Below are 22152 nucleotides of genomic sequence, written 5' to 3'. Positions count from 1 at the left end.
ACTTTTTTCAAATGAACAAAAAAAGCGGCATACAGCAGCCGCTTTAAAGTAACCCGTCCTGTTCATATAAATAAGAGTAAGGCAGATCGATAAATAAATACATATTGTCATCCATCGGGTATGAAAAGGTTCTGATCATCTCACCTGTCTCAATATCACTGTACAGGTCACTGAAAAAACCTTTTCTTGAATTCCGCATCTTCATGATGTTTTCTAAAAAGTACGGACGCCAGCTCCAGTTTTTCTCCATGTATTCAGGCTGATAAAGCCATTCGCCGGACTGCTTGAACACATTTCCCGTCAGCTGATAGCCTTCTTCATCACACATATAAATTCTGAAACAGCAGTCCGTCAGGTTTTCCGCCAGTTTTTTAATAAACTCATCGTCCGCCTGATGGGTTTTCTTCAGTTCGGAAACTGCCTGATTGACCCGCTTATAAAAATTCTCAGAGTGTTCATATACCGTTTCCAGCTTCTTTTTTTCTCTCGTGATAAATTGCTGAAACTCCGTTTTCAAGCGTGCTTTTAACAGGCTCCGGTCTATAAAATCCCCGCTCGGCGCCTGCAGATAATAGCCTTGAAAAAATCGGCCTCCGTTTCTCCATGCGTACTGGAGCTGGAAATCAGCTTCTATATCTTCATACAGCAGCGCGGCGCCGATTTTTCTCGCCAGCAATGAAATGCTGTACAGCACATGCTCATATGATGGTGACGGCTGAGATACCTTCAGCGCCTGCAAATCTATTTTCAGAAGGTCCGGTGAAAGGAGCGCGATTCTGTCCAGGTTGCTGCTCTCCTTACCTATATTGTCCACCGCGATTTTAATGCCGTATGTACGATAGTAGGCAAGCATATGGTACAGCTGTTCAATGTCGCCTTCGAAATTGTGCTCGGTGATCTCAAGCACAATACGGTTCAATTCAATGCCCTGCTCTTCGTATTCTTTCAAAAGCTCAAGAAAACTTTCGCCGTGGTCAAGCATCAATACATTCGCATCCTGATTGATAAAAATCAACAGATCACGGTCAGCTTCTTTAAACCGCTCCAGCGCCTGCCTGATGACTCTGTCATCGACCTCAAGCTTATATTCTTCCGGAATGCCGGAATCTAAGAAAAACGGCCCGAGGCTCTCAATCTCCGCATCTGCCAAAATCCGCCCAAGCACTTCGTAGCCTACGACTCTTTGTTCCTCAGCGTTAAAAATCGCTTGGTAATACGGAATGACATCATCAATATTCGTCAGTATATCAAGTGGGTCCAACATGTTATCACCTGCTTCTCTATCTTTGTCTGATTATACACAATTATATCAGCACCACAAATGTTTAGATTAGGGGAAAAGGAGGCAGTATGGCCGCAGCTTTAAATAAAAGGGGGACATTTTTAAGATCACTCTTCAGACCGGTTAATTAAGGACGTTATTCATTTGTTTCACAATCACAAATAAAAGGATAAATATAAGAGCATTATAACCGGCATCTATCCAAAATAATGGCTCCAATCAGTGCTGTTATATATCCAATCATCATCATGTTTCAACTGAAAGAAAGTTCCTTTTTTATCTAAAGTGCCACATGTAAGAGTTGTTAACCCGCCAACACTCTCGGAAACGTCAACTCCATACATTGAACCGGCATGATCAGTATGATTTATTGGCATATACGTATAATCAGATAAAATCGTTCCGCCAGCTTGGTTGGCAGAGACACATATAATACAGCCGATGTATCGCCTCCGAGCCCACTCAAATACTCCCTGGCTTTAATAAATTTCGTTTCATCAGGAAAATCTATGTGAAATAGCTTTTCAAATCTGATTATTTCATCAGATGTAAGATTGGTATTTTGATAATACTCCGGAGTAAAAGCACAAATAATAAAGTACCAAATATTAAAGATGATAACGAAACTGCTTACAAATAGTACAACGAACCATTTTCATAATTTCTTCAATTAATCGCCCCTTAATCTTTCAAAATTATATCATAATTTTGAATAGAAAATAAAACAAGCGAACGGCGGCTTTAACGTTCGCTTGTTTCGCAAAATAATCAATATATGAAAAATTAAAACGGATAAGGATTCAGCCATTGCCCCCCGTCCATTGTGATACAGTCCCCGTTTATGTAGGACGCTTCATCAGATAGCAAAAACGCTGCCAACGCGGCGATTTCCTCCGGTGTGCCCAGCCGGCCGAGCGGCACACTGTTCATAGTGCGGGACACCGCTTTTTCCGATTCAAACAGCTTCTCCGCACCGCCTGTCCGTTCAATCGGGCCTGGGGCTATCGCGTTTGTGCGGATGCCGTATTTGCTCCCCCATTCAACGGCCAGCGTTCTTGTCAGTGACAATACCCCCGCTTTGGCTGCAGCGGAATGAACGACACCCGCTCCCGCTCCCCATGCGTATGTAGCGGCCATATTCAAGATGACGCCCTTCTGCTCCTGCTCGATCCAATGCCTTGCCGCTGCTTGGCTGCAGAAAAATGTGCCGTTTAAAACAATCTCAATAACAGCTTTCCATCCATTGGGCGTCAGCTTCTCTGCCGGGCAAATAAAGTTGCCGGCCGCATTGTTAATCAGCGCATCGAGCCGGCCAAAGACTTTTTTCGCTTCTGTAATCATGTCTGAAGCGGCGGAATCAGAACGGACATCCATTTGAAAACAGGCGACCTGTCCCTCAAAGGTCTCAATTTCTTTTTTTGTTTCCTCAAGTGCTTCATGGTTCCTCCCTGTCACCATGACGTGCCATCCTAATTCAGCCTGTTTTTTCGCCATTGCTTTTCCCATGCCGCTTGAACCGCCTGTAATGATTACCGCTTTCTTATCCATAACAAACCCACCCCTTTTTATTGAATGAATAATCATTCATAATTTTATCACAGATGTCTATCCGCGTCATTACATGCTGAGAAGGGATTTTTCAGCCAGGCGGATGATATAATAGAACAACTCTGACAAAGGTTGGTTTTACATATGGAGAAAATGACCAGAAGAACATTTTTAAAAAGAGGATTCGGCATTTTGGGTGCAGCTCTCGCAATGGCTTGCGGAGGTTACGGCTATGCCCGGTATATTGAACCGCGCATGATTGAGATCACCCGGCATACAATCACCAGCCGCCTGATCCCCCGCGGTTTTGACAATTTTAAAATCGTTCAATTCAGCGATACGCATCTCAGTGATGTGTTTACATCCGGTGACTTGAATAAAGCAGCGGAAAAGATCAATCAGCTGAAACCCGATCTGCTCATCTTTACGGGAGATTTAATTGATAAGCCGCATTTATTTAATGATCACCAGCATGCACTCGCCGTGCTGCAAAATCTTGAAGCTCCCTTCGGCAAACTTTGTGTTTACGGAAACCATGACCATGGAGGCTACGGTACGAACACGTACAAGGCTCTGATGGAAGCGGCTGATTTTCAAGTGCTTCGAAACGGCTACCGTCAGGTGCAGCTGACAGACGGAAGCCGGATTGAATTCGCGTTTTTGGATGATGTAATACTCGGAAAACCAGATTATGAAGGCACCCTGTCACGCCTTTCCGAAGATGCGTTTTCCATTTTAATCGTCCACGAGCCTGATGCCGCTCTTAAGATAGGCGGATATCCCGTAAACCTCCAGCTGTCGGGACACACTCACGGCGGCCAGGTCCAGCTCCCGTTTTTCGGCCCTCTCATTACGCCTCCTTACGGAAAAACGTATACCGACGGCATGTATACACTGCATGACACAGCCGTTTACGTCAATCGCGGGCTCGGTACGACAAGACTGCCGTATCGATTTTTAGCCAGACCGGAAATCACGCTGTTCACATTGAAAACCGAGCAAAAATAAGACTTTTATCCTGATGCACAGACACCCCCTCCGTAATATGTATATGGAAAAGAGCAAAAAGGAGGGTGATGAAACTGCTGACATATCAAGTGAAACAAGGAGAAACCATCTCAAGCATTGCGCAAGACTTCAGAATAAGCACTGCTGCTCTCCTTCAGGCAAATCCCTCAATCCAATCGGTCATATACGCGGGACAGCATATTATCATACCGAATCTTCCCGACCCATCCACCATTCCCTACTCCATCATCGTGTATATCGGAGCGAAGAAACTGGAGTTATACCGCCTTGGCAGGCTCATCCGTACGTATCCCATCGCAGTCGGAAAAATATTGACGACCACGCCGACCGGAGAATTTTACATCGTGAACCGCCAGCCTAAGCCCGGCGGCCCGTTCGGCGCCTATTGGCTCAGCCTCTCTAAAATTCATTACGGCATTCACGGAACAAATAATCCTTCCTCCATCGGCAAAGCGGTATCAAAAGGATGCATCCGGATGTATAATCAGGACGTCACTGAACTTGCCGCTACCGTTCCTAATGGAACAAGGGTGACTATTATAAGATAGAAAGATCTTATTTGTTAATGGAACGAGCTGATGATAATATATTACAGTGGGACCTTTAGGGTAAGGAGCGTGTTTATGGATATATTTAAAAATCGCAATTTTGTCCGTCTCTTTTTCGCAGCACTCGCTTCTCAAATGGGAACGACTGTAGGTAATATGGCTTTCGCTTTTTACTTGCTGGACCATTTTTCAAACCAGCCGGCATACACGACTTTGGCTGAGCTGATGTATTCACTGCCGACAGTTTTCGTATTTCTGATTGTCGGTGTCGCAGCTGACCGGCTTGACAGGAAAAAGGTCGCAGAGAATTGTGACTGGATCAGAGCCGGACTGACGATCGTATTGTTTGCCGCATTATACACCGGGAGCATCCCTCTCGTATTCTGTATTTTGTTCATCAGAAGCGCCGTGACCAAGTTCTTTTTCCCGGCGGAAGCCAGCCTTGTACAAGCTATTCTGCCTAAGGAGCATTACGCGAAAGCGGCGGGACTTAACCAGATCCTGTTCAGCATCTTCATGGTATTCGGCGTCGGTATAGGCGCGTTTATGTATAAAACGATCGGTATTCACGGAGCCATTATCCTTGATTTTGTCAGCTTTATTGTATCAGGCTTTCTGATCCGCGCGTGCCGCATTCCGAAAGAAGCCCGTCAGCCGAACGGCCCTTTTAAATGGGGAGATTCGTTTCTGAAAGACTCGGTCGCTGATTTTAAGGAAGGGATCGTATATATTGTTAAAAACAAATTGCTTGCTTCCCTTATTTTCGGCTTTTTTATCTTTGGTTTTGTCAACGGCGGCTTTGCCGTACTGCCGATGTTTACGATGAAATACGGACTTGCGCCTGATCATTACGAATCACATACTTCCATCTTCACCGTCGCACTCGGCTTCGGCCTGCTTGCAGGAAGTGTGATCGGAACGATGATCGCAAAAAAAGTCAAACCGCATCATTTGATGTCGATTCCTATTTTGGCAGCCGGACTGCTCATTTTTGTCCTCGGCTATACGGATAAGCTGTGGATTTATTATGCGGCGGCTTTCGTCCTCGGCATGTGCATCGGCCCTGTCAATATCGCCATCGGCGGCTGGATGCCGAAAATCGTTCATCCGAAAATAATGGGCCGGGTCAGCGGCTGGCAGGATCCTTTTATGATGTTTGCCCAATCAATTACACTCGGACTGGTCGCCCTGTTGTTTCCGAAATTCGTTACCAATATTGATTACCTTTATTACGGCATGGGAATCGTGATTTTAGCGGTATTTGTGTTCTATTTTATCGCTCTTCCGAAATACAGCGCCGAGGCAGCAGAGATCGATGTGCAGCAATCATTAAAGGCTGATTCTGAAAAACATGCGAAACCTGTCTAATAAAGGAAAAAGATGCGCCCTTTTCATCAGAAAAAGGCGTATTTTTATAATCAATATTTGCATTTCAACGCTAAAAAAGTATAATCTATATATGAACTTGATCAATGCAAAGGAGAGAAATAATGGACGACCACGCTTATTCGAAAGAGCTGCAGCCAACCATCGAGAATCTTTCAAAAGCTGTTTATACTGTGAACCGCCATGCAAAAACCGCCCCCAACCCTAAATACCTTTATCTGCTGAAAAAACGGGCATTACAAAAGCTTGTGAAAGAAGGCAAAGGGAAAAAAATAGGGCTTCACTTTTCAAATAATCCCAGGTTTAGCCAACAGCAGTCAGACGTACTTATCTCTATCGGAGACTACTATTTTCACATGCCTCCAACAAAAGAAGACTTCCAGCATCTTCCGCATTTAGGTACGTTAAATCAATCGTACCGCAATCCTAAAGCACAAATGTCTTTGACAAAAGCGAAAAACGTATTGCAAAAATATGTGGGCTTAAAGGAAAAACCGCTTGCCGCCAACAGGCAGCAGCCCGCTTATCATAAACCCGTATTTAAAAAACTTGGTGAGAGTTATTTTTAATTCCGCCGCAAAAAAGCCGATGCGTTATGCATCGGCTTTTTCTATTCAATCACGTACGTATCCACTTTTTTAATGAGCTCGCTGATTTCAGGCTTGCTGATCTGTTCATCCGCTCCGACTACTTCGCCCCGGTGGCGCAGGTCGTCCGTAATCAGGGACGAGAAAATCATAATCGGCACATCAGAGCTTTGCGGGTTATCCTTAAGGAGCTTCGTCAAACGATGCCCGTCCATTTTCGGCATCTCAATGTCACTGATAATCATGTCAATATGGTCTGACAGGTTTGCTCCGTTATCCGTCAGTTCCACGACGTAATCATACGCTTCTTTTCCGTTTTCAAACGTAACGATTTCACTGTACCCCGCCTCAGTCAGCTCATCCGTCAAAAGACGCATCAGAAGCGGCGAATCTTCAACGATGATCAGTTTTTTACCCGCCCGTCTTTCATCAAATCCTTCCTGATGGACATGATAAGTCTCAACTCCGGATGCCGATTCAATATCGTAAATGATCTTTTCATAATCAGGCAGAAAGATCATCGTCTCTTCCAGTTTGATGATTCCCGTTAAATGCCGCTCCATCCCCTGGTTCAAGGAAGTCGGCTTTTCAATCGCCTCCCAGGACACCCTGTGGATTTGTGAAACGGAACCGACGTGAAAGACGATTTTCCGCTTGTTGAATTCCGTTACGATATATTTATCGTCTTTTGCTCCTTCGGCATCAACGCCGAAAAAGGTATACAGACTGATGACGGGAAGAATTTCGCCTCTCAGCTTAATCATCCCTTCTACGTCTTTATGAGACTGAGGCACAGATGTGACATCTACCGGCTGAATGATTTCCCGGACTTTCATCACATTTATGCCAAATGTATTGACACCTACTTCAAATTTGACGATTTCTAATTCGTTTGTGCCTGAATCCAATAAAATATCGTATTGTTGTAAAGACAATTCAATCCCTCGCTATCCGCATTCAGTATTGTACTGTATATATCGGCTGGAAACGGAAAAAGTGAATGTATTCGGTCCAACTGGCCATGAACTCTTTATAAAAAAATGCTTTTTTCTGATATCCCATTGACTTTTTGACATCGAGTGGTAAAATAGTCAAGGATTTTTCAGGAAGAAGGGTGTAATAAATGGGTACAGTAGTCATATTCGACCAAGATCAAATGACGGTGTTAGAAGATATCAGCAAAACGGCTTACCTGCAAATGAAAAAAGAGGCGAAAGAGCGTCCCGACAAGCCCGATCCATACATCTTATGGCGGGAAGACGTCAGCTTTGAATACGGGTATTAATGACATTCGCCACATATCACAATAGATAGATCATGATACAATGAAGACAATCATTTCAGCTGGTTGTCTTATTTTTTTCTGAAAGAAGGTATGTTTTCACATATCGGACATATACTCGGGATAGTTCAATAAAAAGATGACAAATGCTCAGCTAGTGGTAAAATAGGATAAACTCAATATATAGTATAAGGTGATGAATTATGGAACATTTGCTTAATCCGAATGTAAAAGAAATTGAAATTTCAGGAATTCGCAAATTCTCAAATCTTGTAGCTCAGCACGACAATGTCATTTCGCTTACGATCGGTCAGCCGGATTTCTTCACGCCGCACCATGTCAAAGCGGCTGCCAAAAAGGCAATCGACGAGAACGCAACGGCATATACTCCGAATGCGGGCGGCCTTGAGCTGAGACAGGCCGTACAGCTTTATATGAAGAAAAAAGCTGATTTGAATTATGAAGCTGAAACTGAAATCATCGTCACAACCGGGGCAAGCCAAGCGATTGACGCGGCTTTGCGGACGATTTTATCTCCGGGCGATGAAGTTATTCTCCCCGGACCGATATATCCGGGCTACGAACCGATCATCCGCATGTCGGGCGCCGTTCCGGTCCATGTGGATACGACGACACACGGATTTAAGCTGACGGCGCGGCTCATTGAAGAATCGCTGACACCAAAAACAAAATGCGTCATTCTTCCTTATCCGTCAAACCCGACCGGAGTGACATTGTCTGAGGAAGAGCTGCAAAACATCGCAGCCGTCCTGAAGGGCAGAAATGTTTTTGTCCTGTCTGATGAGATTTACAGCGAATTAACCTATGACAGACCGCATTATTCGATCGCGTCTTATTTGAGAGACCAGACGATCGTCATCAACGGCCTGTCAAAATCACACAGCATGACGGGCTGGAGAATCGGTTTCATTTTCGCACCGAAAGAAATTGCCAAGCACATCTTAAAAGTTCACCAATACAGTGTGACATGCGCGTCTTCAATCTCTCAGAAAGCGGCTCTTGAAGCGGTGACAAACGGTGTTGATGATGCGCTTATTATGAGAGAACAGTATAAAAAGCGGCTTGACTATGTATATGACCGTCTTGTTTCAATGGGGCTTGACGTCGTAAAGCCGTCAGGCGCATTTTATATCTTCCCTTCCATTAAGTCATTCGGAATGTCATCGTTTGATTTTAGTATGGCTCTTTTAGAGGATGCAGGTGTGGCTCTTGTGCCCGGCAGCTCGTTTTCAAAGTTGGGTGAAGGGTATGTGAGGCTGTCATTCGCATATTCACTGGATACATTGAGAGAAGGCTTGGACCGGCTGGAAGCATTTATTTTAAAAACGAGAGAATCCATGCAGACTATTTAAACAACGGCATAACGCCGTTGTTTTTTATTGTTTCGGGAATGTAATGTGAAAGGCCGTGCCTCTATCCGGTTTGCTGTCTACTTGGATGGCTCCCTGGTGGTTTTTAATAAGGTTGAATGTGACCATCAGTCCCAGGCCGGTTCCTTTTTCTTTCGTTGTCAAAAACGGTTCGCCTATTCGTTTCAGCACGTTTTCCGGTATCCCGTCACCCTCGTCTTTCACCGTCACATTAACGGAATACTCATCTTCTGTCATGATGATGTGAACCGTTCCCCCATCCGGCATCGACTCAACGGCATTTTTAATCAGATTGATAAACACCTGTTTCAGCTGATTTTGATCACCGTTAATATACATGCTGTCATGTTCATAATCCGTTTTGATAAAAATCCCTTTAAGATTTGCCTGCGTCTCTAAAAGAGCGGTCACTTCACTTATAATTTTCTTTAAGTTTACACGCTCTTTCACGGCGTTTTGCTGAGGTTTGGCAAGCATTAAAAGCTCACTTAAAATCAATTCGATTCTGCTCAGTTCAGAAAACACAATTTCAAAGTAATGTTCGTTTTCCTCCATCGTCGGCTTCATGAGCTGTAAAAATCCTTTGATCGCCGTCAGCGGATTGCGGATTTCGTGAGCGATTCCCGCCGCCAGCTGCCCTGCGATAGACAGCTTCTCCGACTTCAGCATTAATTCCTCAGTCTGCTTCCGCTCAGAAATGTCACGCAGAATGACCTGCACGGCCGTTTCTCCGAAAAACGTCGTCGGAATGCAGACCATTTCCGTGTAGATCAGCCGGTTTTTAAAGGTAAACCACGACTGCTTAATGATTTCTGACTCGGTCTTTCGGTCGATAATATTTTGGATCCGCTGTTTTACGCCGTCATGATCGCAGGGATGAAGCTGATCATAGACGTTTTTCCCGATTAAATCTTCATAGGTTTCAGCCTCAAACAGCGAAATGCCCGACTCATTCATGAATACCCATTTATCATTGTGAATCACGGCGATCGTGTCAATTGAATTCTGAATGAGGAGCTGATAACGCTCTCTGCTTTTTTGCAGAATCGTTTGGAATTTTTTCCGTGAAGAAATATCAATCAGAAGCAGCAATTCCGCCCGCTGATTTTTATATGTCGTCGGTGCCGCCTTCACTTCTAAATGAACGGGCGTGCCGTCGAGCCTTCTCCACGTCTGTTCGATCATTCCGACTTCCATTCCTTTTTGCATCCGCACAATTCGGTTTTTCACAATGTCGTGATACTCTTCTTCAATAAACTCATAAGAGCGCCTGCCGATTACCTCGTCTTTGCTTTCGGCTCCCAGCATGGCAAGCATCGCGTTGTTGGCGTAGGCGATTGTGCCGTTGATGCTGACATATAAAGGATTCGGCAGCATTTCGACAAGACGCTCGAATTCGCCGTTTCCAGCCGCATCTTCCGACTGTTGTTCTGCCTTTTGCTTCTTTTGTTCATACATATAAGGCCGGCGGGGCGTCTTCTCCTCAAGCACCTTGATTTTGAGGATGATTTCCCGATCCGTCCCCTCCATTTGCGGTGTGACAATTTCCACACCCGCTTCAAGCCATACGATGGTATGATCTTTTTTAATAAGACGAAAGGTGCAAGGCATCAAATGATGCTCATTATAGAAGTAACTTTCAACCAAAAATTGATCTTCTTCATGCAGGAACGTTTTGAGAAATGACCCGATCATCTCTTCCTGAGAATAACTGAAGTACGATTTGCAGTTTGCAGAAATATACATAATACGCCCGTTAGACGTCAAAACGGCATGAAGATCGGTTTTCGATTGAAACTGTTTGACATGCTGAGTATCCTGTTCCACAGAATCCCTCCTTTGCATTATACTCGCACTGCAGGCTGGACACGGACTGATATAAAAAGAAATTCCACTAGATTGATTCGCTAAAAAATGAGCATTCTCCTTCTATTCTTATTGTGAACGTCAATTTTCCTGAATGAAAGAAAGGGCGCACGAGATGTTCGGCCGCCCTTTCATTTGTTATTTTTTATTGTATTTCTTTTCAAGCTCTTTGTAAGCGTCAACTGCTCCCTTGGCAATGTTTTTGCTGACATGATCGTGATCATCCTGAACAGACGGAACGACGACGCTGAATGCCACTCTTGGATGTTCTGACGGATAATAGCCGACAAAGGTCAGGTTATACGTCTCTTTCCCCCACCAGTTTTTGTTCGTGCCGTAATAGTGCGTCTGCGCGGTTCCCGTTTTTCCGGAAACATCAGCGCCGGAACCTTGGAATGTTGAATAAGCCGTTCCTTGAGGTGAGCTTGTAACCAACTTCATTCCTTTATGAACTTGGTCAAAATCGCTCGGACTGTTATTTACTTTGTTCAAAATTTTAATATCTCGCTGTTCAATCGCTTTTCCAATCTTGTTTTTGCTGTCCGGTTCATGAATGCTTGTGACGATCCGCGGCTGGACGCGATACCCGCCGTTTGCGATGGCTGAAATATATTGAGCCATTTGAAGCGGCGTATACGTATCAAACTGTCCGATCGCAAAATCCAGCAGCAATCCCCCGACCAATTGCGGATTTGACTGCATGCCCGCTGATTCCTGTGGAAGATCAATCCCGGTCTTCACACCCAAACCGAATTGGGCGTAGTAGTTGCGCATTTTTTTAATATCGTCTAATCCGGCAGGCAGCGTACCGTGCGGGACGTAAGTAATGCCGGCGATATGCATGGCCACATGAAACATATACACGTTTGAACTTCTTTGCAGCGCAGTCAGCTCAGTAATGGCTCCCATTTGTGTCCACGATTGTTTTTTCGTGTCGCCTTTAAATACAAGCGGTGCATCGACAAACGTTTTATAATGCGGGAGGCCGCTTTGGTAACCCGCGAGAACAGTCGCTCCTTTAACAGAAGAGCCCATCTCATATTGGGTCGTAAATGCTCCGATCGCAAAATCCTGTGTTTTATTTGTTTCGAGATCGATGCGTTTCCCCGCCATTGAGAGAATATCCCCGTTGTTCGGGTCCATCATGACGGCAAATCCTCTGTCAACCATATAGTTGCCTGCAGCGCGGCTTCTTCTCAGCTCTTTTTCAATGACTTTTTCGACTTTCGACTGTAATTCCATATCGAGCGAGAGCTGCAGATCGTAGCCTCTGCTGCCTTCATCGACGGGCTTTTGGCTGACGACTTCACCTTTGCTGTTTTCCACATACTCTACTTTTTCTTTATGTGCGTTTAAATAGTCTTCATACTGATATTCAATGTAGCTTTTTCCCACCCGGTCATTCAGTGAGTAGCCTCTTGTGACATAATAATCTTTCCGTTCGCCCAACAATCCCTGTTCCGGGGTCGTCACACCGCCGAACAGAGAGTACAGCGTTTTATCGTACGGATATTTCCGCGTCCAGTCATTGATTACGTCAATGCCGGGGAGCTCTTTCAGGTGCTCGGATACGACGGAAACTTCTTCATATGTCAGGTCGCTTTTTGGTTTTTGCTTGTTGTTTTCATGCTCGTCAAGCAGTGAACCGCTGTTTCCGTTTCCGTTCAGCTTATTCGGGTCCATTGATTTAACGACTTGCGGCTGATAGGCGTTGCCGCTTGAAAAACGCGTATAAATCGCCGCGATTTCCAGCTCTTTTTTATTTTGTTTGATCGCATCAATCTCCTGCTTCGGGACGCGTTCAATCTGGCGTTTGTACACTTCTTGGGATTTCAGGCTGTTTTCTGAATCCTTCATAAGCTTTTCCGCCTTCTTCGGATGTGCGGCAAGCCAGTAATCAATGATATTTCGATCCTTCATAAATTCAGTATCAATATGAATCAGTGCGGCGAGATTTTTTGCCGTTTTCAATTTGTCCTTTGCCGAGGTTTTTGAGGTAGAAACATATACAATTTCAGGCACAGCCTGGTTATCAACCGCCACTCTGTTCCGCTTGTCATACATCTTTCCCCGCGGTGTCGGATAATAGGCGGTTTTTGCATTTGCCTTCTCCGCATCCTGGCGGTGTTTATCCCCTTCGACAATCTGGACGATGCCGAGTTTAAAAATCAGTGCCGTAAAGAGAAGAAAAACAATCAAAAAATAGAGATTCATTCTCAGCGCTCTGTAACGTTTCGTTTTTTTCTTTGGTTCGCGCGCGACTTCAGCCACTTTCTGTTACACCTCTCAAATCATTGAATATATTTACATAAACAGATTTTAATTGTAACATTTTTGTAAAAGTTGTTACAGCGAAAACGGGTAAAAAAAACTGTCAAGATCAAATTATCTTAAAATATATCTAACACTTCAAATAATTTGAAGAGATGTAACGGATTTTAAAAAATAAATACAGATCGTTTTTCCCGGTATAGAGCCATTTTTCTGCGCTCAATTACAATTATGACAAACGTTTGTTGTCAAAGGAAATGGCTGCCTGCATTATGACAAAAAAGCTGTGATAAGATTTTTCATGTAGAAAAAAACTTCTCTGGGAGGCTACTAACTATGAAAAAAGCATTTCTCTTATCTGCCGCCGCGGCAGTCAGTTTGATTACATTCGGAGGCATTCAGCAGGCATCTGCCAAAGAGCTGTCATGCCAGCACGTCGTTACCGTGAAAAAAGGAAACACCGTACAGCATCTGACTCTTCAAGAGGCTGTTGAAAAACTACATATGAAAACGAGCGTGAAAAAGCTAAACGTTAAAAATGAGAAAGAACTGAAACAGCAGCTGCAAAAACACGCAAAGCATTCTGATATGACAGTTAAAGACGTTCAAAAAGAAACACCGGCAAAAACGGCACCGGCAGCTGCCGAAAAACCGAAAGCCGATCAAAACCAGCAAAACCAGGCTGCTGACAATGCAAAGCAGACAGATAACACAAACAACAGCAGCGAGAAAACTCCTTCTTCTGTCAGTGCGTACGAAAAGAAAGTCGTTGAATTGACAAATGCAGAGAGACAAAAGCAAGGTTTAAAACCTCTGCAGATTGATGATAAACTAAGCAAATCAGCTCACGCAAAATCACAAGATATGAAAGACAAAAACTATTTCGATCACCAAAGCCCTACTTACGGCTCACCTTTCGATATGATGAAATCTTTCGGAATCACTTATAAAACCGCCGGTGAAAATATCGCCAAAGGCCAGCCGACTCCTGAAGCCGTTGTCAAAGCTTGGATGAACAGTGAAGGCCACAGAAAGAACATCATGAATCCTGAGTTCACTCAAATCGGTGTCGGTTACGTAGAATCAGGAAACATCTGGACACAGCAATTTATCGGAAAATAAATAATAAAAAAGATTGCCCCTGCGGGCAATCTTTTGCTTGTCGAAAAAGTGACTGAGACGGTGCAAAAAGTGCTCAAAACCCGTAATCCCGGAGACGGGAAAATCTTTATTTTTGAAATTCACAACACAATCAACATCCGTACGGGCGAAGAAGGGCCTGACACTTTATAAATTTATAAACTTTTGAAGCTCCCGGCACATAAGTGCTGGGAGCTTTTTTGTAAAATCTTAAACGTGATGATTAAATTGGTTTTGTTAGCCTTTGCTTCTTTAGTAATACTTTATTTAATAAAAAGTAGAATTTACCTATTTTCTGTTGAATATTTTTTCAAAATTTAGTAATATATTGAATGGATTTCTAAATAAATGGAGAAAGGAAGTTTCAATTGAAAAAAATTGTAATGACACTATTCACAGTTGCTCTTTTGACATTCGGGATTTTCTCAAACAGTTCAGAAGCGTTAGCCATGACTTCAAAAGGAGCAATTAAATTCCAAACAGATGCTAATACTTACTCCAAACACGCTACTTCTATTGTCGTAACAGGTACTGTGCCTTCAAAATATGAGGTAAACTGGGGTGTTACAGTTTTTCTTGAAAATAAAAAAGGAGATATAGTCAAATATATAGTTGTTGATAGACATAATGTTCGCAATTTTAAAGTAAGCTTTTTGACGAAAAATATTCCAGCAGGCAAGTATGATGTGCAAGTAGCATTGACCTGGGGAACTCAAACCCATATAGGAGAACTGAAACACTATATTACTGTACAACATTAAAATTTATATTGCTAACAAATGGATTTAACGTTGATTTTATCTGGAATTCTCAAAAAACAACATGTAATGATAAAATCTCTGGATCGAGGATGTTTTCGTAAATCTCTTGGATTTTTTACGATACATCCTCTTTTATTTTTCAGTTTTGCTAGAAAGCTAATCTGTAGAGTTTCGGATGCCGAATTATTAGGTTTTAATTGCGGGAATCAACTCGATTTATTGCTATGTACATTTGGGTTACTCGAATTCATAGTTGAATCAAACATGATACATCCTACTGTTGGAAAGTTGTATTAATCCTAATCATTATTCGGAAATCCCCCTTTTGATTTATAATAGACAGCCTGCATCAAACAAACGAGGGGGATTCCAAACAGTAGAATACTATAAACGGATACATGTTAATACATTACCCTGCCAAGTTCCTGTCTTCATTAAAGGCTCTAAGAATCAAGGTTTGCAGATCATTGTTTACAAAATACTATCAACAATACCGTAAGCCTTCGCTTCCTCGTATCCATAAAATATCGCGTTCGGGCAATCTTTTTTATTTCACCCAAAGCTTATAAATGCTTTGAGTTCCGCTGTTTTCTTCACCTTGCGCGGAAAGCTTGTCGTATAATGATTTGGCAAGCGCTAATCCGGGCATTTCTTCTCCCATCAGCTCCGCTTCTTCAAGGGCGATTCCCATGTCTTTAATAAAGTGTTTCACGTAGAATCCTGGTGCAAAATCGCCTTTCAGCATACGGGGAGCTAGGTTGGACAATGACCAGCTTCCGGCAGCTCCGGTTGTAATGCTTTTCAGCACTTGTTCCGGGTTCAGACCGGATTTTTCAGCGTAAGCCATCGCTTCAGCCACTCCGACCATTCCCGCTGCAATCGCGATCTGATTGCACATTTTCGTATGCTGGCCGCTGCCGGCCGGACCTTGATACTGAATGTTTTCCCCCATAACGGAGAAAAGCGGCAGGCATGCTTCAAACGCTTCTTTTTCTCCTCCGGCCATAATGGCAAGCGTTCCGTTCCTCGCGCCGATGTCTCCGCCGGAAACGGGTGCATCCAAGGCAAGAATGGACTTTTCTTTGGCCTGCTCCGCAATCTTTTTCGCCAGAGACGGTTTTGATGTCGTCATATCAATGACAAACGCCCCTTCTTTTGCGTGCCGGAGAATGCCGTTTTCGCCGAGATAGATGTCCTCGACATCACTCGGATAGCCGACCATAGTAATAATAATGTCAGCTTTCTCTGAAAGGTCTTTGACCGTCTCCTGCCAGACCGCTCCCTTATTCAGAATCTCTTCCGCTTTTTGTTTCGTCCGCGTGTAGACTAAAACAGGATAGCCCGCTTCTAAAATGTGCGCTGCCATACTGTTTCCCATGACGCCCAAACCGATAAATCCGACCGTTTTGTTCACTGCGCTTTCCTCCCCTGATGCGATTCATATATCACTCTTTCATGTCTATATTACCATATTATAGGCTGATAGAGACCGCATTACAAAGTGAATTTAGAAATGGCGCTGATCAGATCTTCGCTTGAGCTCTTTAACATATCAGTCGATTGCTTCACTTTTTCAAGCGTAACGAGCTGTTCATCAGTAGAAGCATTCACTTCTTCCGCCGCTGCCGCAGATTCTTGAGAAATGGCAGAGATGCTTTGAATCGCTTCTTGAATCGCGGCTTGTTCTTCACTCATTTTTTGAATGTCATTGTAAATATGATCTATACCTTGAACGAGAGACTGCATTTCCGTCGTAATCAGATTGAGGACCTCACCCGTTTCATGAATGGCGCTGTTTTGTTCATCATTCATTCTGCTTGCCTCAATCATCGCGTGTGACGCTTCTTTTGTCTCAGATTGAATCAGACGGACCGTCTCACTGATATGGCCGGAAGAAAGAGCTGATTGTTCAGCAAGCTTGCGGACTTCTTCCGCGACGACGGCAAAGCCCCGGCCGCTTTCTCCCGCTCTTGCGGCTTCAATGCTCGCATTCAGCGCCAAGAGGTTCGTCTGGTCTGAAATTGCGGATATTGCCGTCACGACTTCTTCTATGTTTTTCGTTTGTTCTTCCAGGTCATTCAGCATTGCCTCTACTTTTTTCGTTTCTGAATTGGCTTCGTTTGACTTCATCAGCAGCTGCCCGAGCGCGTCCAATCCTTTGTAGCTGGCATCCTCTGAAGATTTTGAGAGTTGTTTTATGCTGCCTGCGCGATCTGCGATTCCTTTTATTTTGACTGAGAGATTTTCTGATTTTTCATTGATCGTCTCAACCTCTGACGCTTGCTCTGTCGCTCCGGCGGCGACTTCCTCTATCGCTTTTGCGATTTGTCCGCTCGTTTCATTTGTTTCTTGTGAAATGACGGTTAGCTGCTCAGATGTATCAGACACATTTTCTGAGGAGGCCTTAACCTGTTCGACCATCTCTTTCATATTTTCAACCATTTGGTTAAAGTCTTTTGTTAACTCGCCTACTTCATCTTTTGATTTCGTCTGAGCGCGGACGGTTAAATCTCCCGCTGAGACTGAATTTGTTTTGGCAATCAGCTGCTGAATCGGCCCGGTTATCGTTTTTGCGAGGAAATAACTGAGGCCGATCGTAATCACAAGAGCAATCAGTGACATAAAAATGCTCACCGTGTTCATTTTATCGGCTACTCCCATCAGCTGATCTTTTTCAAACTGCGTTCCGACTTTCCACCCTGTTTCTTTTACCGTTTGGTAGACGACCATGTTCCCCTGCAGCTCTTTGATGCCTTCTTTATCCGCAGTGAGGTCTTTTAACGTCTGATCTTCCGAAATATTTTTTCCCTGTTTTTCCGGATGCGCCAGAAGAGAGCCGTTTTCATCCGCCAAAAACGCAAATCCTTTATACGGTACCTTTTGCTCGTTGACCATGCTCTGAATGGAGGACAGCTTCAGATCTAAGCTCGCCACTCCGACGACGGTTCCGCTGTTTTGAATGGCTTTTGACGCCGTCACGATCATGTCTCCCGTCACTGCATCTTTGTAAGGGTCAGTCCAGACAACCTTATCGGGTTTTTCGGCCGCCATCTTATACCACGTTCTATTTGTCGGATCATAGTCTTTGGCAAAGTCGGCCTTTGGATATGTAAACATTTGTTTGTTTGCGGTTCCGACATACGCAAGCGCGACATATTTGTCATTCTGTCCGATCTGTTTTAACTCATCATTAAAAAGCCGCGCGGTTTCTTTGTTCCCATCTGATAAAAAAGACCGGGACAATTCACCGCCTGCTAATCTCATTAATACGGTCTCATCATTTTTCAGCTGAAGCTCAATGTTCTGACCGAGTGAATTGGTGACATTCTCTGTCGTACGTTTTGCTTCCTCCGTCATCATCGGCTTTAATGTCAAATATGAAGAAACCGTTAAAAAAACAACCGTTACGATAAGCATTGCCGATACAAACACAGCAATTTTGATGTGCATTTTTTTAAACATAACCATCCCCTCCTGAGAGTTATATCGGTCTTTCGGCTAAGAAAATGAATAAACCTTGAAATAAATATCAAAAATTTCCGCCATTTGGCGCAGCAAAAAAAGAGCTGTCGTACCGACAGCTCCGCCTTACGTAAAATATTCGATTTTCGCTTTCGGGAAATAGGTTTCGATATAAGATTCGAGTGTTTCCCTTAAGTCATGTTCTTCGTCCTTTTGGTATATATACTTGCCGATTCCGTAGCGTCCCCATTTGTATCTGCGCTTTTCTTCATCAAGCTCAAGCTTTGTTTTCGGATAGTTCTTCTCAATCACCCGCTTGGCCGGTTTTGTAAAACGGTGCTGGATCAGTTCAAATGTGATGTCATGCCGAACGTCTTCATCAAGCGCCGCATCAAGTTTCTCAAACAGTTCCTTATAGCCTTCCTCCCAGCCATCGTGAATATAAATCGGCGCCACGATGAAACCGAGCGGATAGCCCGCTTTAGCGACTTTGACGGCGGCTTCTATCCGTTTGTCGAGCGGAGAAGTTCCCGGTTCAAAGTTTTTAATGACATAATCCGCATTGATGCTGAATCTGAACCTAGTCTTTCCGTTATGTTTTGCATCAAGCAAATGATCGACGTGGTGAAATTTAGTCACGAATCTGAGCTGTCCCAATTCGCTTTGTCCGAAATGTTCAATGGCTCTTTTTAATGTATGTGTCAGATGATCGATTCCTACGATATCAGACGTACAAGAGGCTTCAAATCTTGTAAATTCCGGCGCCCGTTCTTTCATATACTCATCAGCCTGATCCAGAATCTCTTCCACATTGACATATGTCCGAATGTAGGGCTTTGACCCCATCGTCGTCTGCAGGTAGCAATAGTGGCAATGCCCCATACAGCCCGTCGCAAATGGAATGGCATATTCGGCGGACGGCTTTGAAGAATCGAATTTCAGTGTTTTCCGGACGCCGATTACCAATGTTGATTTCGCGTTCCGGTATTGCTGCAAATGATTTTTTCCCGGAATATTCCGGACTTGATTATGCGATGTCGTTTCTCTGATCTCAAGCCCCATGTTTTCAAACTTATTCTTCAGCTCTTTTCCTAACGGGTATTCGAGCGCTCTCGGTTCAATATAAACAAGCTGGGGCACAAACGGCTTCAACATAGACAGACACTCCCTTTACATATTCTCATGTTGTTACTTTCCGTTTAAAAGAGAGTGAATATGCGTTGTAAACATTTCCTTTGATCAATGATACCGGTCTTCTTCAAAAAGCTCGCTGTAAAGCGCTTCCGCTTCCTCATATGTCGAAAAGACCGCGTCATCTTCGGCCAGCGGATGATAGGTTTCGTATAAAAACAGAGACAGTTCTCCCTCATGATACGGATGATGGACGATCTCCGCCTCTTTAATATGGGCAACATTGGCCGCATGCGGATTGCGGTAAATCACATAGACCGTATCCCCCGCTGCAAATGATTTTGTCATAATAATCCCTCCTGTTGAAAGTTATTGTTCCCCCCTTTTTTCCGAATATGAAAAAAACCAGACGGCTTACACCGTCTGGCTTTTGTATTACTTATTGAATGTTTCTTTAACGAATGCGACAACCTCTTCTGTCGTGCTCATAGACAAGATTGTTTCTTTGAATGATTCAGCTTCTTTTTTAGAAAGCTTGCTGATCTGCGTTCTTGCCGGAAGGATGGATGTAGCGCTCATCGAGAACTCATCTAAGCCTAAGCCGAGAAGAATCGGAATCGCAATTTCGTCTCCCGCCATTTCTCCGCACATGCCGACCCATTTGCCCTCTTTGTGAGCGGCTTCAATAACAAGGGTGATCAGACGGAGAATCGCCGGATTGTATGGCTGATACAGATAAGCTACGCGCTCGTTCATGCGGTCAGCAGCCATCGTGTATTGGATCAAGTCATTTGTTCCGATACTGAAGAAGTCAACTTCTGCGGCAAACTGATCTGCGATCACGGCTGTAGACGGAATCTCTACCATCATACCGACTTCAATATCGTCAGAAACCGCTACGCCGGCTTCGACGAGTTTTTCTTTTTCTTCGAGAAGAATCGCTTTCGCCTGTTTAAACTCGTTTACTGTCGCAATCATCGGGAACATGATTTTTAAGTTTCCGTATGTACTTGCACGAAGCAGCGCACGAAGCTGAGTTCTGAAGATTTCTTGCTCTTCAAGGCAAAGGCGGATGGCTCTGTAGCCTAAGAACGGGTTCATTTCTTTAGGTAGCTGCAGGTAAGGAAGCTCTTTGTCGCCGCCGATATCCAATGTCCGCACGACAACTGACTTTCCTTCCATACGCTCAAGAACCGTTTTATAAGCGTCAAACTGCTCGTCTTCCGTCGGAAGCTGGTCGCGTCCCATGTAAAGGAATTCCGTACGGTAAAGCCCTACAGCTTCTCCTCCGTTTTCAAGAACGCCTTTTACATCGTCAGGTGTGCCGATATTTGCGGCAAGCTCTACATGATGGCCGTCTTTAGAAACAGTCGGTTCATTGACGAGCTTCGCCCACTCAGCTTTTTGCGCCAGGTAAGCACTGTGCTTTTCTTCATATTTCTTTAACGTTTCACTGGAAGGATCGATGATCACATCACCATCGATGCCGTCTACGATTACCGTAACACCGTTTTCAATTGTCCCTGTAGCCGCTTTTGTGCCGACAACAGCCGGAATTTCAAGCGAACGGGCCATGATCGCGGAGTGTGAAGTGCGTCCGCCGATATCAGTTGTAAAACCTTTTACAAACTGGCGGTTTAATTGCGCCGTATCAGACGGTGTCAAATCTTCAGCCACGATAACAACCTCTTCTGAGATCATGCTCGGGTTCGGAATTTCCACGCCCAGCAGGTGCCCCGTCACACGTTTTGTTACGTCACGGATATCCGCCGCACGCTCTTTCATGTATTCGTTATCCATTGATTCAAACATAGTAACGAACATGGAAGCTGTTTCTTTCAAAGCGAATTCAGCATTGACTGAATCTGTGCTGATTTTCTCCTTTACCGGGTTCAACAGCTCAGGATCACTCAGAACTAAAAGGTGCGCGGAGAAAATGTCAGCTTTGTCTTGTCCCAGTTCTTTTAAAGCATGCTCTTTAATTTTTTCAAGCTCTTCTTTAGAACGTACAATCGCTTCATCAAAACGGCTTACTTCAGCCGCAGCATCAGCAATGTTTTTCTTTTCAACCGTTAAGTCCGGCTCTTCAAGCCGGTATGCTTTCGCAATCGCAATTCCGGCTGAAGCGCCTATTCCTTTTAATTCTTGCATTACTCGCCGAGTCCTTCGCTTTTCATTGTTTCTTCTAAAGCGTTAAGAGCATCGTTTTCGTCAGCGCCTGAAGCGGAAATTGTGATTTCAGCGCCTTTAGCAATACCTAGAGACATAACGCCCATGATTGACTTAAGGTTTACTGTTTTGCCGTTATATTCTAAGTTTACGTCAGCATCGTATTTGCTTGCAGTCTGTACAAGAACTGTCGCAGGACGAGCGTGGATTCCGGAATCTGCTGTTACTTTAAATGTTTTTTGTGCCATGATTATCATTCTCCTTTAAATTAAAGCTATTTTACTACACAATATTATATC

The 22152-nt window shown here is 44.0% G+C and carries 19 protein-coding genes and 2 pseudogenes; 9 read left to right on the top strand and 12 right to left on the bottom strand.

The window, feature by feature from the left end; genetic code table 11:
* Positions 1-43: 43 nt before the first annotated feature.
* The 3 genes and pseudogenes from NYE28_RS07160 to fadH form a co-directional block, all read right to left on the bottom strand.
* Positions 44-1264, bottom strand: a complete 1221-nt coding sequence (locus NYE28_RS07160; RefSeq protein WP_007409615.1) for an EAL-associated domain-containing protein — start codon at positions 1262-1264, stop codon at positions 44-46.
* Between the two features lie 141 nt (positions 1265-1405).
* Positions 1406-1901: pseudogene (locus NYE28_RS07155) on the bottom strand (hypothetical protein).
* 164 nt (positions 1902-2065) lie between these two features.
* Complete coding sequence (gene fadH / locus NYE28_RS07150; RefSeq protein WP_003154618.1) at positions 2066-2830, bottom strand: 2,4-dienoyl-CoA reductase; 765 nt, start codon at positions 2828-2830, stop codon at positions 2066-2068.
* 144 nt (positions 2831-2974) lie between these two features.
* Here fadH and NYE28_RS07145 point away from each other — a divergent pair, with 144 nt between their 5' ends.
* The 4 genes from NYE28_RS07145 (at position 2975) to NYE28_RS07130 (ending at position 6362) form a co-directional block, all read left to right on the top strand.
* Positions 2975-3838 (top strand): metallophosphoesterase, encoded by an 864-nt coding sequence (locus tag NYE28_RS07145; protein ID WP_337681103.1) that lies wholly within the window; start codon positions 2975-2977, stop codon positions 3836-3838.
* A 74-nt stretch (positions 3839-3912) separates the two neighbouring features.
* On the top strand, positions 3913-4407 hold the full coding sequence (locus tag NYE28_RS07140; protein ID WP_088462390.1) for a L,D-transpeptidase family protein: 495 nt from the start codon (positions 3913-3915) through the stop codon (positions 4405-4407).
* 75 nt (positions 4408-4482) lie between these two features.
* A complete protein-coding gene (locus tag NYE28_RS07135) occupies positions 4483-5775 on the top strand; it encodes an MFS transporter (RefSeq protein ID WP_015239757.1) in 1293 nt (430 codons plus the stop codon).
* A 122-nt stretch (positions 5776-5897) separates the two neighbouring features.
* A complete protein-coding gene (locus NYE28_RS07130; protein WP_003154622.1) occupies positions 5898-6362 on the top strand; it encodes a YkyB family protein in 465 nt (154 codons plus the stop codon).
* Between the two features lie 41 nt (positions 6363-6403).
* Here NYE28_RS07130 and cheV read toward each other — a convergent pair whose 3' ends face one another.
* A complete protein-coding gene (gene cheV, locus NYE28_RS07125; protein WP_039251615.1) occupies positions 6404-7315 on the bottom strand; it encodes a chemotaxis protein CheV in 912 nt (303 codons plus the stop codon).
* 188 nt (positions 7316-7503) lie between these two features.
* Here cheV and NYE28_RS07120 point away from each other — a divergent pair, with 188 nt between their 5' ends.
* Both NYE28_RS07120 and NYE28_RS07115 read left to right on the top strand, forming a co-directional pair.
* Positions 7504-7665 (top strand): hypothetical protein, encoded by a 162-nt coding sequence (locus tag NYE28_RS07120; RefSeq protein WP_195182964.1) that lies wholly within the window; start codon positions 7504-7506, stop codon positions 7663-7665.
* A 200-nt stretch (positions 7666-7865) separates the two neighbouring features.
* Positions 7866-9035 (top strand): aminotransferase A, encoded by a 1170-nt coding sequence (locus tag NYE28_RS07115; protein WP_181467537.1) that lies wholly within the window; start codon positions 7866-7868, stop codon positions 9033-9035.
* 24 nt (positions 9036-9059) lie between these two features.
* On the opposite strand, the gene NYE28_RS07110 is transcribed toward NYE28_RS07115, so the two are convergent.
* Positions 9060-10880 carry a PAS domain-containing protein gene (locus NYE28_RS07110; RefSeq protein ID WP_015417363.1) on the bottom strand — a complete coding sequence of 607 codons (1821 nt, stop codon included), beginning with the start codon at positions 10878-10880 and terminating at the stop codon, positions 9060-9062.
* Between the two features lie 177 nt (positions 10881-11057).
* Positions 11058-13190 carry a penicillin-binding protein 2 gene (locus NYE28_RS07105; RefSeq protein WP_342490344.1) on the bottom strand — a complete coding sequence of 711 codons (2133 nt, stop codon included), beginning with the start codon at positions 13188-13190 and terminating at the stop codon, positions 11058-11060.
* Between the two features lie 336 nt (positions 13191-13526).
* Here NYE28_RS07105 and NYE28_RS07100 point away from each other — a divergent pair, with 336 nt between their 5' ends.
* From NYE28_RS07100 to NYE28_RS07090, 3 genes and pseudogenes are all read left to right on the top strand, one after another.
* Positions 13527-14312, top strand: coding sequence for a CAP domain-containing protein (locus tag NYE28_RS07100; RefSeq protein WP_039251620.1), 786 nt, complete (start codon positions 13527-13529; stop codon positions 14310-14312).
* Positions 14313-14351: 39 nt separating this feature from the next.
* Positions 14352-14483: pseudogene (locus NYE28_RS07095) on the top strand (P-II family nitrogen regulator); the annotation flags it as partial.
* 215 nt (positions 14484-14698) lie between these two features.
* Positions 14699-15091, top strand: a complete 393-nt coding sequence (locus NYE28_RS07090) for a hypothetical protein (RefSeq protein ID WP_337681105.1) — start codon at positions 14699-14701, stop codon at positions 15089-15091.
* 547 nt (positions 15092-15638) lie between these two features.
* Here the strand turns inward: NYE28_RS07090 and NYE28_RS07085 are convergent.
* The 6 genes from NYE28_RS07085 to NYE28_RS07060 form a co-directional block, all read right to left on the bottom strand.
* Positions 15639-16505, bottom strand: a complete 867-nt coding sequence (locus NYE28_RS07085) for an NAD(P)-dependent oxidoreductase (RefSeq protein WP_094032394.1) — start codon at positions 16503-16505, stop codon at positions 15639-15641.
* Positions 16506-16585: 80 nt separating this feature from the next.
* Positions 16586-18553, bottom strand: a complete 1968-nt coding sequence (locus tag NYE28_RS07080; protein ID WP_337681106.1) for a methyl-accepting chemotaxis protein — start codon at positions 18551-18553, stop codon at positions 16586-16588.
* A gap of 126 nt (positions 18554-18679) precedes the next feature.
* Positions 18680-19708 carry a spore photoproduct lyase gene (gene splB, locus NYE28_RS07075; protein ID WP_015417358.1) on the bottom strand — a complete coding sequence of 343 codons (1029 nt, stop codon included), beginning with the start codon at positions 19706-19708 and terminating at the stop codon, positions 18680-18682.
* A gap of 84 nt (positions 19709-19792) precedes the next feature.
* Positions 19793-20032, bottom strand: coding sequence for a transcriptional regulator SplA domain-containing protein (locus NYE28_RS07070; RefSeq protein ID WP_003154646.1), 240 nt, complete (start codon positions 20030-20032; stop codon positions 19793-19795).
* A gap of 87 nt (positions 20033-20119) precedes the next feature.
* A complete protein-coding gene (gene ptsP, locus NYE28_RS07065; protein WP_015417356.1) occupies positions 20120-21835 on the bottom strand; it encodes a phosphoenolpyruvate--protein phosphotransferase in 1716 nt (571 codons plus the stop codon).
* Positions 21835-22101: a phosphocarrier protein HPr gene (locus tag NYE28_RS07060; protein WP_003154654.1), complete on the bottom strand. Its 267-nt coding sequence runs from the start codon at positions 22099-22101 to the stop codon at positions 21835-21837. The genes ptsP and NYE28_RS07060 overlap by 1 nt, the downstream gene beginning before the upstream one ends.
* Positions 22102-22152 lie beyond the last annotated feature (51 nt).

Origin of the sequence: Bacillus sp. FSL R5-0443 (assembly GCF_038608285.1) — a bacterium.
Classification (GTDB): domain Bacteria; phylum Bacillota; class Bacilli; order Bacillales; family Bacillaceae; genus Bacillus; species Bacillus velezensis.
This window is presented reverse-complemented; position numbering and strand designations above follow the sequence as displayed.

What these genes read in the sequence shown, in the direction of transcription:
- NYE28_RS07160 (WP_007409615.1), bottom strand. Translation starts at nt 1,264, where the DNA reads ATGTTGGACCCACTTGATATACTGACGAATATTGATGATGTCATTCCG.
- fadH (WP_003154618.1), bottom strand. Translation starts at nt 2,830, where the DNA reads ATGGATAAGAAAGCGGTAATCATTACAGGCGGTTCAAGCGGCATGGGA.
- NYE28_RS07145 (WP_337681103.1), top strand. Translation starts at nt 2,975, where the DNA reads ATGGAGAAAATGACCAGAAGAACATTTTTAAAAAGAGGATTCGGCATT.
- NYE28_RS07135 (WP_015239757.1), top strand. Translation starts at nt 4,483, where the DNA reads ATGGATATATTTAAAAATCGCAATTTTGTCCGTCTCTTTTTCGCAGCA.
- NYE28_RS07130 (WP_003154622.1), top strand. Translation starts at nt 5,898, where the DNA reads ATGGACGACCACGCTTATTCGAAAGAGCTGCAGCCAACCATCGAGAAT.
- NYE28_RS07120 (WP_195182964.1), top strand. Translation starts at nt 7,504, where the DNA reads ATGGGTACAGTAGTCATATTCGACCAAGATCAAATGACGGTGTTAGAA.
- NYE28_RS07115 (WP_181467537.1), top strand. Translation starts at nt 7,866, where the DNA reads ATGGAACATTTGCTTAATCCGAATGTAAAAGAAATTGAAATTTCAGGA.
- NYE28_RS07100 (WP_039251620.1), top strand. Translation starts at nt 13,527, where the DNA reads ATGAAAAAAGCATTTCTCTTATCTGCCGCCGCGGCAGTCAGTTTGATT.
- NYE28_RS07080 (WP_337681106.1), bottom strand. Translation starts at nt 18,553, where the DNA reads ATGTTTAAAAAAATGCACATCAAAATTGCTGTGTTTGTATCGGCAATG.
- splB (WP_015417358.1), bottom strand. Translation starts at nt 19,708, where the DNA reads ATGTTGAAGCCGTTTGTGCCCCAGCTTGTTTATATTGAACCGAGAGCG.
- NYE28_RS07070 (WP_003154646.1), bottom strand. Translation starts at nt 20,032, where the DNA reads ATGACAAAATCATTTGCAGCGGGGGATACGGTCTATGTGATTTACCGC.
- ptsP (WP_015417356.1), bottom strand. Translation starts at nt 21,835, where the DNA reads ATGCAAGAATTAAAAGGAATAGGCGCTTCAGCCGGAATTGCGATTGCG.
- NYE28_RS07060 (WP_003154654.1), bottom strand. Translation starts at nt 22,101, where the DNA reads ATGGCACAAAAAACATTTAAAGTAACAGCAGATTCCGGAATCCACGCT.